At 64.9% G+C, this 11,124-nt stretch carries 9 protein-coding genes and 1 pseudogene; 8 read left to right on the forward strand and 2 right to left on the reverse strand.

All coding sequences use genetic code 11. The annotated features are described in order from the left end of the window. The 3 genes from CGX12_RS17420 to CGX12_RS17430 all read left to right on the forward strand — a co-directional run. Positions 1 to 580, forward strand: a 580-nt coding sequence (locus tag CGX12_RS17420) for a LysR substrate-binding domain-containing protein (protein ID WP_254918335.1), incomplete at its 5' end; no start/stop codon positions are given. A 99-nt stretch (positions 581 to 679) separates the two neighbouring features. Continuing rightward, positions 680 to 1,612 carry a pirin family protein gene (locus tag CGX12_RS17425; protein WP_094041107.1) on the forward strand — a complete coding sequence of 311 codons (933 nt, stop codon included), beginning with the start codon at positions 680 to 682 and terminating at the stop codon, positions 1,610 to 1,612. Positions 1,613 to 1,626: 14 nt separating this feature from the next. Then, positions 1,627 to 2,193: a putative antibiotic biosynthesis monooxygenase gene (locus CGX12_RS17430; protein WP_094041108.1), complete on the forward strand. Its 567-nt coding sequence runs from the start codon at positions 1,627 to 1,629 to the stop codon at positions 2,191 to 2,193. A gap of 14 nt (positions 2,194 to 2,207) precedes the next feature. On the opposite strand, the gene CGX12_RS17435 is transcribed toward CGX12_RS17430, so the two are convergent. Next, positions 2,208 to 3,479, reverse strand: coding sequence for a GGDEF domain-containing protein (locus tag CGX12_RS17435; protein ID WP_176442106.1), 1,272 nt, complete (start codon positions 3,477 to 3,479; stop codon positions 2,208 to 2,210). Positions 3,480 to 3,809: 330 nt separating this feature from the next. Between CGX12_RS17435 and CGX12_RS17440 the strand changes: the two genes are divergently transcribed. Together CGX12_RS17440 and CGX12_RS17445 are read left to right on the forward strand one after the other, a co-directional pair. Then, a complete protein-coding gene (locus tag CGX12_RS17440) occupies positions 3,810 to 5,225 on the forward strand; it encodes a diguanylate cyclase (protein ID WP_217898204.1) in 1,416 nt (471 codons plus the stop codon). Between the two features lie 210 nt (positions 5,226 to 5,435). Continuing rightward, on the forward strand, positions 5,436 to 7,667 hold the full coding sequence (locus CGX12_RS17445) for an NADP-dependent isocitrate dehydrogenase (RefSeq protein ID WP_094041111.1): 2,232 nt from the start codon (positions 5,436 to 5,438) through the stop codon (positions 7,665 to 7,667). Positions 7,668 to 7,721: 54 nt separating this feature from the next. Here CGX12_RS17445 and CGX12_RS17450 read toward each other — a convergent pair whose 3' ends face one another. Further along, entirely contained in the window at positions 7,722 to 8,846 is a 1,125-nt protein-coding gene (locus CGX12_RS17450; RefSeq protein WP_094041112.1) for a Fic family protein, read from the reverse strand. Positions 8,847 to 9,192: 346 nt separating this feature from the next. On the opposite strand from CGX12_RS17450, the gene CGX12_RS17455 reads away from it, so the two are divergent. The 3 genes and pseudogenes from CGX12_RS17455 to CGX12_RS20355 all read left to right on the forward strand — a co-directional run. Continuing rightward, positions 9,193 to 10,491 (forward strand): ferredoxin reductase family protein, encoded by a 1,299-nt coding sequence (locus CGX12_RS17455; protein WP_094041113.1) that lies wholly within the window; start codon positions 9,193 to 9,195, stop codon positions 10,489 to 10,491. Then, complete coding sequence (locus CGX12_RS17460; protein ID WP_094041114.1) at positions 10,488 to 10,898, forward strand: cytochrome b5 domain-containing protein; 411 nt, start codon at positions 10,488 to 10,490, stop codon at positions 10,896 to 10,898. Before CGX12_RS17455 ends, CGX12_RS17460 begins: the two co-directional genes overlap by 4 nt. Continuing rightward, a pseudogene (locus CGX12_RS20355) lies at positions 10,880 to 11,124 on the forward strand (solute carrier family 23 protein); the annotation flags it as partial. The gene CGX12_RS17460 and the pseudogene CGX12_RS20355, both read left to right, overlap by 19 nt.

The raw sequence follows: 11,124 nt of genomic DNA on the forward strand, positions 1-11,124 counted from the left end.
TCATGTGCGCGGCATCGAGGCCAGCCCCTCCGGGCCCGTGGTGGTCGGCATTCCCACCTCGCTCGGGCCCCTGCTCAGCGTGCCGCTGGCGCTGCAGGTGCGCCAGCGGTTGCCCGAGGTACAGCTGCGGCTGACCGAAGGGCTCTCGGGCCACATGCAGGAATGGCTGCAGGACGACAAGCTGGATCTCGGCCTGCTGTTCGACTGCGAGGGGCACCCGGGCCTGGCCGAGCTGCTGGCGCTGCCGCTGATCCTGCCGGGCCGCCCCCACCGCCTGCGGGAAGAGCTGGAAAGCGCGGCCCTGCTGCTGCACCACCCGCTGCGGGTGGTGCTGGAAATGGACGCCCTGGACCAGATCAAGGCCCTGGTCGAAGCCGGTGCCGGCTACTCGGTGCTGTCCCGGCGGGTGGCCGACGCGCCCCGGCCCCTGCCCTCGCTGCCGATCACCGAGCCGGAAATAGAACGCCGCATCTACCTGGCCCATGCCCGCCACAAGCCCCTGAGCGTGGCGGCCCGGGCGGTGCGGACGCTGCTGCTGGCGCTGATTGGCGAGAGCCGGGACAACGGCGACTGGTATTAGCCGCGGCGACACGGCCATAATCGGTCATGGGCCCGATAAGGCGCTAACCTTATCGGAGCGGTGACAAGGCACCCTGTCCAACCCTTTTCCGGAGGTTCCATGAGCAATATCCAATGGTCGGCGAGCTTCGGCTCTTCCCGCGACTGCCCGCTGGTGGAGGGCGAGCGCCAGATACAGCGCATCGCGCCGCGCCTCGCCGACGTGGGCGGCATCCCCGTGGCCCGCGCCGTCCCGTCCAAACAACGGCGGCTGATCGGCGCCTGGTGTTTTCTCGATCACGCCGGCCCCGCCGACTTCGCCCCGGGCGAGCCCGGCATGCGGGTGGGGCCCCATCCGCACATCGGCCTGCAGACCTTTACCTGGATGCTGGAAGGCGAGGTGCTGCACCGGGACAGCCTGGGCCACCAGCAGGTGATCCGCCCCGGCCAGGTCAACCTGATGACCGCCGGCCACGGCATCGCCCACACCGAGGAGTCGGTGCCCGGCCAGGGCCGGCTGCACGCCGCCCAACTGTGGATTGCCCTGCCCGAGGCCGACAAGGACACCCCGCCCCGTTTCGATCACTACCCCAGGCTGCCCGCCTGGTCCCAGGACGGCGTCGACTTCACCCTGCTGGTGGGCGACTACCTGAGCCACAAGGCCCCCACCCTCAGCTTCTCGCCCCTGCTGGGCATGGATCTGCACAGCCCCCGGGGGGCGGAGCTGAGCCTCCCCCTGCGCCCGGAGTTCGAATACGGCCTGTTCGTGCTGGAAGGCCAGTTGGCGCTTGGCGCAGAAAACTTTGCGGAGAACGAGCTGGCCTACCTGGGCCTGCACCGGGAACAGGTCACCCTGACCCTGGCCCCCGGCGCCCGGGTGCTGCTGGTGGGCGGCGAGCCGCTGGACGAGGACATCTACATCTGGTGGAACTTCGTCGGCCACAGCAGGGAAGACATCGCCCAAGCCCTGGCCGACTGGAACGCCGGCGCTGAACGCTTCGGCAAGGTCGAGGGGTACAAGGGCGAGCCATTACAGGCGCCCGAATTACCCTGATGAAGGAGCACGGCATGACGGAACAACCCCATACCATGACGGCCGGCGTGTCGGTCCTGATCCGCCACCGGGTGCGCCCGCAGGCGCTGGGCGACTACGAGCACTGGCTGAGAAAGACCATAGACGTGGCCGCCGGCTTTTCCGGCCACCAGGGCGTCAATATCTTCAAGCCGACCTGCGGCCATACCCAGTACGATATCGCGGTGCGCTTCGCCAGCCAGGCGGAGGCCGAGGCCTGGGTGCAGTCCCGGGAGCGCCAGGCCCTGATCGAGGAAGCGGAGCACTATCTGGAGCTGCCGGACCAGGTGGAGATCTCCTCCGGCATCGACAACTGGTTCCAGCCCCTCAACCCGCCGCCCAAACAGCCGACCCGCTGGAAGCAATGGCTGGTCACCAGCCTGGTGATCTGGGTGCTGACCATGGTGGTGCCGCCGGTGCTGTCGCCCCTGTTCGAGCAGGTGCCGCCCCTGGGCCTGTGGGGCATCCGCCACGCCATCAGCGCCGGCGTCATCGTCGCCCTGGTGATTTACCTGGTCATGCCCCGGCTGGTACCGCGCATCGCCCACTGGCTGTACCGCTGATCCCGGCGGGCCGTTCAGCCGGCCCGCCGTTTCGGCTCCTGGTGGCAGCAGGCCCGGTTGCGGCCATGGCGCTTGGCCTGGTAAAGCGCCCGGTCCGCCAGCTCGACCAGGGTGTCCATCGCCACCTCCTGTCCGGGCGCCAGGGTGACGGCGCCCACGCTCAGGGTCTGGCGGTCGGAGATGGGGGAAAAGGCGTGGGGAATCGCCAGGGTGTGGCAGCGGACCAGGATCTCCTGGCCCAGCTTGTCCTCTTCCCCCGGGATCAGGTTGGCGAACAACAGCATGAACTCGTCGCCGCCGTAGCGCCCGACCACCCCCTGGTATTCCCCGGCCAACTCCGCCAGCATGCCGGCAACCGCCCGCAACATGCGGTCACCGGCCGGATGGCCGTAGTTGTCGTTGTATTCCTTGAAATAATCCACGTCCACCAGCAGCAGGGTCACGCCGTGATGGTGCGCCCGCGCCAGCCGCCACTGCCGCTCCAGCAGCCGCCAGATCCCGCGCCGGTTCCAGATGCCGGTGAGGGTATCCCTGTAGGCCTGGAGGGCTTCGCCCCGGGCCTGTTTCTCGGCCCTGATGCTGCTTTTCAACTGGAACAGCTGGAACAGCAGCACGCCACCGCTCAGCAGCAGGGGCAGCAGCAGCACCGACTCGTACAGCAGCAGGGCCCGGCGGTAGCTGCCGTAGTCGTAGTCCACACCCAGCATGCCCAGGAAATCGCCGTCACTCAGGTACAGGGGGGCATAGGCGGTGAGGTACTTGCCCCAGCGATCCTCGCTGACGAGCCAGCCGGGCTGGCGCCCGGCAAACAGCACCCGGTTCCGCTCGCCGAGCAGGCCGTACCGCTCTTTCTCCGGGAAGGGGCGCTCCTGCCGCGCCGCCTCTTCCTCGGTCACGGCGTCGAGCAGATAGAGGATATTGAGCGGGGTGCCGGCGGCGGCATTGAACACCTTTTCCTCGCCCGGCTCCACCCGGAACGGCACCGCCGGCCCCAGATCCACTTCCACATAGATGTAACGGATATCGGCCAGCGCCATCAGCTCGCGGGCATCCCGCTCGAATTCCCGGTTCAGCGGATGCTGCCGCAAGGCGGCATAATCCAGGGGCAGCAGCTCCGCCACCTGCTCCCGGCCGAGCGCCAGCTGGCGTGCCGTGCCCGCCGCCAGCGCCATCATGCTCTCCCCCAGGCTGCGTTCGAACTCGTGCCGCACCAGCGGCCGGCCCCACACCAGGATCAGGAACACGCACAGCAGCCACAGCCAGAACGGCCACCAGGCTCTTTTCATCGGCTCCGTCTTGATCACCCTGAACAACATCCCCAGTTCCGCATCCTGCTCCCCTCCCTTCAAGGGCCCCCGGCCCTATTGCCGTCCGGCACCATGACAAGGCGGGGGATGATAATACGAACCCCAAAGCAGAACCTTGTCCCACCTCAGATAAATCACGTCACAGCTCCGCTTTCCGGGGTTACGGCCATTGCCCTGCGCCACCGAAACGAGGATGATGAGGCAACCCACTGATTGTTGAGGAAAAGAATGGATTCACCCTCAATCACCCCCGGCCAACGAAGGCAATGCCGCCAAAAGAGATTCCTTCGGATCCCTATCTGGGCGCTGTTGTGTACCCTGTCACTCCCGGCGCCGGCAAACGAACACCCGGCCGAGCTGAGCGCCTCCGAACGGGCCTACCTCAACGCCCACCCCGGCGTTTCCCTGTGCGTGGATCCGGACTGGTGGCCGTTCGAGGCCATCGACAAGCACGGCCGGCATGTGGGCATCGCCGCCGACCTGATCGCCATGGTCGCGGCCAACACCGGCCTGCAGGTCCGGCTGCACCCCACCCAGACCTGGGAAGAAAGCCTGATCGCCTCCCGGGCCGGCGACTGCCTGGCGCTGAGCTTCCTCAACCAGACCCCCGAGCGGGAACAGTGGCTGATCTTCACCGAGCCGCTGCTGGAAGATCCGAACGTGCTGATCACCCGGGAGGAGCATCCCTTTATCTCGGACGTGTCCAGCCTCACCGGCAAGACCATCGCCCTGCCCTACGGCACCGCCATGGCCGAGTTTTTCGCCCGCGACTTCCCCCATATCGAGATCATCTACACCGACTCGGAGCGGGAGGCCCTGCGCCTGGTGTCGGAGCGCAAGGCGGACATGACCCTGCGCTCGCTGATCATGGCGGCCCATACCATCAAGAACGAAGGCTGGTTCAACCTCAAGGTGTCGGGCCAGATCCCGGGCTACGACAACCGGCTGCGCATGGGGGTGCTCAAGTCGGAGCAGACCCTGCGCGATATCCTCGACAAGGGCATCGCCACCCTGACCCCCGAGGCGCGCCAGCAGATCATGGGGCGGCACACCGCCATGAACATGGTGTCGCAGGTGGTGACCAACTACACCCTGGTCTATGCCCTGGGCGGTACCCTCACCGCCGTGCTCGCCACCAGCCTGTTCTGGATGCGCCGGCTGAACCGCCTCAACCGGCAACTGAAGGTGCTGGCGCAAACGGATCCGCTCACCGGGCTGCCCAACCGCCATGCCCTCAACAACATCTTCCACAAGGAACTGCAACTGGCCCAGCGCTACCGGCGGCCATTGGCGGTGATCATGCTCGACCTGGACCATTTCAAGCACATCAACGATCTCCAGGGTCACCTGACCGGCGACAAGGTGCTGGTCGACTTCGCCAGGCTGCTGCGGAACAACCTGCGGGAAGCGGACATACTGTGCCGCTGGGGCGGCGAGGAATTCATGCTCGTCTGCCCGGAAACCGACGCCGGCCAGGCCCTGGAACTGGCCGAACGGCTGCTGGCGGCGACCCGCCGCCATGCCTTTCCCGCCACCGGCAGGGTAACGGTGAGCGCCGGCATCGGCACCGCCGGCCCGATGGATTGCATCGAAACCCTGGTGCAGCGGGCGGATGCCGCCCTCTACCAGGCCAAGGCCGAAGGACGGGACCGGGCCTGCCTGGCCACGACGGAAGACACCGGTGCCGGTCCGCAGGGCCATAATGCCCCTACAAAAAGTGCATAAAAATGCCCTGACATTGCTTAGGCAACCATCAATTAGTCGAACCAGTCGACAGAATTCGCGCAACCCCCTTAAGTCTTGTGCGCGAACGTCATACAATGCCTGCCGGAAATTCAATCCAGCGGCGTTGGCCGGCGACCGGCGCCCACCACAAGTGGGTGCCCGCGCCGAGCCGTTGTACCCCCACCTATCAAGCAGGGAAATAGCGAAATAATGACAACCAAAGAATCGACCATCGTCTACACCTTGACCGACGAAGCCCCGGCCCTGGCAACCTACTCCTTGTTGCCGATCGTGCGCACCTTCACCAGCGCCGCCGGCATCAAGGTCACCCTGAGCGACATCTCCCTGGCCGGCCGCGTCCTGGCCGCCTTTCCCGAGCGCCTGAGCCCGGAACAACGCGTGGCCGACGGCCTGGCCGAGCTGGGTGAACTGACCCAGGATCCGCACGCCAACATCATCAAGCTGCCCAACATCAGCGCCTCCGTGCCCCAGCTGCGCGCCTGCATCAAGGAGCTGCAGTCCCAGGGTTATGCGGTGCCCGACTTCCCCGAGGCCCCCGAGACCGACGAAGAAAAAGCCATCCGCGACGCCTACTCCAAGATCCTCGGCAGCGCGGTCAACCCGGTGCTGCGCCAGGGCAACTCCGACCGCCGCGCCCCGGCCGCGGTCAAGGCCTTCGCCCGCAAGTATCCCCATTCCATGGGCGCCTGGAGCAAGGCCTCCCGCTCCCACGCCGACTACATGAACGGCGGTGACTTCTTCTCCAGCGAACAGTCCGTGACCATGGACAAGGCGCAAACCGTGCGCATCGAGTTCGTCAACCAGGCCGGCCAGGTCGAGCTGAAGAAAGAACTGGCCCTGCAGGAAGGCGAAGTGCTGGACAGCATGTTCATGAGCAGCAGGAAGCTGTGCGACTTCTTCGAGCAGACCCTGCAGGACTGCAAGGAAACCGGCGTGATGTGGTCCCTGCACGTCAAGGCCACCATGATGAAGGTGTCCCACCCCATCGTGTTCGGCCACGCGGTCAAGGTGTTCTACCGCGAGGTGTTCGAGAAGTACGGCGAGCTGTTCGACGAGCTGGGCGTCAACCCCAACAACGGCATGAACAGCGTGCTGGAAAAGATCAAGACCCTGCCCCAGTCCACCCAGGACGAGATCGAGCAGGCCATCCACGACTGCTACGAGCACCGCCCGGAAATGGCGATGGTGGACTCCGTCAAGGGCATCACCAACCTGCACGTGCCGAGCGACGTGATCGTCGACGCCTCCATGCCCGCCATGATCCGCAACTCCGGCCAGATGTGGGGCCGCGACGGCAAGCAGAAAGACACCAAGGCGGTGATGCCCGAGAGCACCTACGCCCGCATCTACCAGGAAGTGATCAACTTCTGCAAGACCAACGGCGCCTTCGATCCGCGCACCATGGGCTCGGTGCCCAACGTGGGCCTGATGGCGATGAAGGCCGAGGAATACGGCTCCCACGACAAGACCTTCGAACTGGCCGAAGACGGCACCATGCGCGTGGTGGATGAAAACGGCCAGGTGCTGATGCAGCACCAGGTGGAAAAGGGCGACATCTGGCGCGCCTGCCAGACCAAGGACGCCGCCATCCGCGACTGGGTCAAGCTGGCCGTCAACCGCGCCCGCAACTCCAATACCCCGGCCGTGTTCTGGCTGGACGCCGAGCGCGCCCACGACAACGAGCTGCGCAAGAAGGTGGAAGCCTACCTGCAGGAGCACGACCTGAGCGGGCTGGACATCCACATCATGTCCTACAACGAAGCCATCCGCTTCTCCATGGAGCGCATGAAGCGCGGCCAGGACACCATTTCCGTCACCGGCAACGTGCTGCGCGACTACCTGACCGACCTGTTCCCGATCATGGAACTGGGCACCTCCGCCAAGATGCTGTCCATCGTGCCCATGCTGGCCGGCGGCGGCATGTACGAGACCGGTGCCGGCGGCTCCGCGCCCAAGCACGTGCAGCAGTTGATGGAAGAAAACCACCTGCGCTGGGACTCCCTGGGTGAATTCCTGGCCCTGGCGGTGTCGCTGGAAGAGCTGGGCATCAAGGAAGGCAACGCGCGCGCCAAGATCCTGGCCAAGTGCCTGGACAAGGCCACCGAGCTGCTGCTGGACAACGGCAAGTCGCCGTCCCGCCGCGCCGGCGAGCTGGACAACCGTGGCAGCCACTTCTATCTGGCCATGTACTGGGCCCAGCAGCTGGCCGCCCAGACCGACGACGAGGCGCTTGCCGCCCACTTCGCGCCCCTGGCCAAGGCCCTGGCCGAGCACGAAGCCAAGATAGTGGAAGAGCTGAACGCGGTGCAGGGCAAGTCCGCCGGACTGGAAGGCTACTACCACGCCGACCCGGCCGCGGTGGAGAAGGTGATGCGCCCCAGCGCCACCCTCAACCAGGACCTGGCCGCCCTGAACGGCTAAGACGCCGCCGTTAACGCCAAGAACACGCCCGGCACCGCAAGGTGCCGGGCGTTTTTACTCCTTGACCATGGGTAGCACTTCCTTGCCTTCACAGATATTCAGCAGTGCAGGAAACGCATAGATGGAAGGACGGCTGCCGGCACCTTCGCGCAAGATAGTGAGCGGCCCTGCAGGTTGTAGCAGCGCACGCAACAGGTAATGCAGAGTTTGACGATTGATGCCGGAACGCTCACAAAAATCGCTAACCCTGAAAATAGGACGATCAAACAGGGTATCCACCAGACGAGAAGTATGCTGAGAATGGGTCAGCTCCAGCACCTGTTTTTTGGTGCTTTCATATAATGCCATGATCTGGCGAACCCGCTTTACATTAGAACCGGCCTGCTCAATGATCGCATCCAGAAAGAAAGCAATCCATCCATCCCAGTCTCCTTCAGCTGATATCCTGCCAAGACGTGCATAATACTCGTCTCGGTGCGACTCCAAATAACCAGACAAATAAAACATCGGGCTGGGCAACCTGCCCTTGGCATACAAGAACAGCGGTATGAGCAAGCGACCAATACGACCGTTACCATCTTTGAATGGATGTAACAATTCAAACTGCGCATGCATAATCGCCGCCTGCGCCAGCACATCGAAATCATCGCCAGATACATAGTGTTGCCAGGCATCCAGGTGATCGGCCAATCGTAGTGGCGAAGGAGGCACAAAGCTGGCCTGCTCCATGGAGCAACCTGCAAAGCCAATCCAATTTTGCTCTTTACGAAAGCTACCCGGCTCCTTACTCTGACCTCGCACGCTATCCAGCAGAATCTGGTGAAGCTGCAGTAACAGATTAAGGGTGATACTGCGCCCTTCCTGCAGATACCCTTGAGCCACCATAAGGGCATGCCGATAGTTCAGGATCTCTTGAATATCCGCATTTTTGTGTTCGTCAAACGCTTCCCCGGCCTCATGTTCCAGCACTTCCTCCATGGTGGCCTGGGTGCCTTCTATTTTGGATGACAGCACCGCTTCCTGATTGGTCAATGGGGATAACATAACGGCAGGGTTCACTATCCCCTGCAACAGGCCACTGTATTCCGCCAATGCCGCATTGGCCTTGCCCACCGAGGTGATCAGCTTGCCGTAGTCTAGCCCCTCTAACGGCAGGGAATCTGGCTGATAAGGAGTCATATGTAAACCTAAGATGAATTTGGCCAGCCCATGGTGTCTGACACATTAGACACCAACTCGTTTTTGTATCATATAACCAAAATAATGATACACAAATGTGGTTATCTATCACCGGTCATACACAATACAGTTTGTATATCATACTTTTCATAATGTAATACACAAACCTCCTCCCTGCTTGCTGGCAGCCCCGGTACATAACCCTGGCGAGACAAGAGAGCAAGCAAAACGCCAGCATTCCTAAATCCCGTTTGAGCCTGCTTCACCTTGCAAATGCTATGGTTATATCTAGCTCCCCTGGGCGCCTGTCGCGCCCCACGGCACCACCGGACAGGAAATCCCGACCATGCGCCAGCGTCTTGCCCCCGGCGAACTCCTCGCCCTCGCCCTGATCCTGCTGCCCCTGGCCGTTGCTCTGCCCCGGCTGTGGCTCGGTTATGGCCCCGGCTGGGGTGGCGCCCTGACCCTGCTGGGGCGGCTCAGCGGCATGCTGGGGCTGGCCATGATGCTGGTGACCGCCGCCCTCAGCGTCCGCCTGCCCGCCCTGGACGCCTGGTTCGGCGGCCTGCCCCGGCTGTGGCGGCTACACCGCCGGCTGGGCTTCGGCGCCTTTATGCTGATCCTGCTGCACGTGCTGCTGCTCGCCTTCGCCGCCCTGCCCCAGTCCCTCGCCATGGCAGTGACCCTGTTGTTTCCGCCCCCGGCCGACTGGCTCACCTGGACCGGCTGGCTGGCCCTGCTCCTGTTGGTGGTCTTCCTGGCGCCCACCTTCCAGTTTTTCGGCCCCATCCACTATCAGAACTGGAAGCGGCTGCACCTGCTGTCCGTCCCCACCCTGGCGCTGGCCTTGCTCCATACCCTGCCGCCGCTGGCCAGCCCCTGGCCCTGGTGGCTGCTCGCCACCCTGGCGGCCCTGGCCCTGCTCTGGCGCAAGGGACTCTCGCCCTGGCTGGCGAGAAGACCCTACCGGGTCGCCGAGGTCAGATCCCTGGCGCCCGACGTGGTGGAACTCGTCCTCCGCCCCGAGCGCCGCCCGCTCCGCCACCGGGCCGGTCAGTTCGTCTACCTCAGCCCCCTGGATAAGGGCCTCGCCGCCGGCCGGGGCGAGGAGCATCCCTATACCCTGTCCTCGGCGCCGGGAGCCCCCGAGCTGACGCTGGGCATCAAGGCCCTGGGGGATGCCAGCCGGGCGCTGCAGTCCGTCGCCCTGGGCAGCCGGGTGCTGCTGGAAGGCCCCTATGGCGCCTTTTTCGAGCAGGCCGACCCCGGACGGAAACAGCTCTGGCTGGGGGGCGGCATCGGCATCACCCCCTTCGTGGCCGCCGCCCGGGAACTGGACGCCGGCCCCGGCAAAGAGGAAGAGGTGGTGCTCTGCTACCTGGCCAACCGCCCCGAGCGTGCCTACTACCTGGAGGAGCTGGCCGATATCGCCGCCCGGCATTCGTCCCTGCGCCTGGCACCCCACTATGTTTCCGAGCGGGGCCCGCTCGCGCTCGACTTTCTGGAGCAACAGTGCCCCGATTTCCGGGAGCGGGAGCTGCTGATTTGCGGCCCGCCGCCCATGATCCACCACCTGCTCCGGCTGCTTGCCGGGGCCGGAGTGCCACGCGCCCACATCCACACGGAGGCCTTCGATTTTTTATGAACCTCAACAAGATAGCCTACACCGCCCTGGTCGCCTTTGGCGCCGCTATCGCCACCCTGGTGATCAGCCATGGCCTGAGCGGCACCCGGGCCGGCGCCACCGAGCCGCCCCGCGCCGCGCCCATCAGCCGGGAAGAGCTGGCCCGCCACAACAGCCGCGACGGCTGCTGGAAGGCCATCGACGGCACGGTGTACGACATCACCGCCTATATTCCCGACCATCCCAGCCGGGAGGAAGTGGTGCTGGCCGGGTGCGGCAAGGACGCCAGCGAAGGCTGGCACAACAAGCGGCCCGGGGTGGCCCACAGCGGGGCCGCCTCCCGGCTGCTTTCCGGTTACCTGATAGGCGAGCTGGAAGACGCCGCCCCGCCCCCACCGGCGGCACCTAGGTGCGAAAGAATCCCCTGAGGGCCGCCAGCCCCTCTTCCGTATCCGCCCCCTTGGTGGGCTGCCCGCCGGTAACCGCCAATGGGGAAGGCGCCGCCGGGGGGCCCGCGGGGGGCCGTCCCGGCCTGACCGCCGTGACCATCGCCGCGCTGTTCCTGCTGTCCATGTTCCTGGCGCCCCTGGCCGGCATGATACCGCCCTACGCCACCGCCGGCGCCCTGATCTTCGTGGCCTTCGCCATGATGAG

Source organism: Zobellella denitrificans (genome assembly GCF_002237365.1).
GTDB lineage: Bacteria > Pseudomonadota > Gammaproteobacteria > Enterobacterales > Aeromonadaceae > Oceanimonas > Oceanimonas denitrificans.

Coding starts and splice junctions, on each gene's coding strand:
- CGX12_RS17460 (WP_094041114.1), top strand. CDS start 10,488: ATGAACCTCAACAAGATAGCCTACACCGCCCTGGTCGCCTTTGGCGCC.
- CGX12_RS17450 (WP_094041112.1), bottom strand. CDS start 8,846: ATGACTCCTTATCAGCCAGATTCCCTGCCGTTAGAGGGGCTAGACTAC.
- CGX12_RS17425 (WP_094041107.1), top strand. CDS start 680: ATGAGCAATATCCAATGGTCGGCGAGCTTCGGCTCTTCCCGCGACTGC.
- CGX12_RS17445 (WP_094041111.1), top strand. CDS start 5,436: ATGACAACCAAAGAATCGACCATCGTCTACACCTTGACCGACGAAGCC.
- CGX12_RS17430 (WP_094041108.1), top strand. CDS start 1,627: ATGACGGAACAACCCCATACCATGACGGCCGGCGTGTCGGTCCTGATC.
- CGX12_RS17455 (WP_094041113.1), top strand. CDS start 9,193: ATGCGCCAGCGTCTTGCCCCCGGCGAACTCCTCGCCCTCGCCCTGATC.
- CGX12_RS17435 (WP_176442106.1), bottom strand. CDS start 3,479: ATGAAAAGAGCCTGGTGGCCGTTCTGGCTGTGGCTGCTGTGCGTGTTC.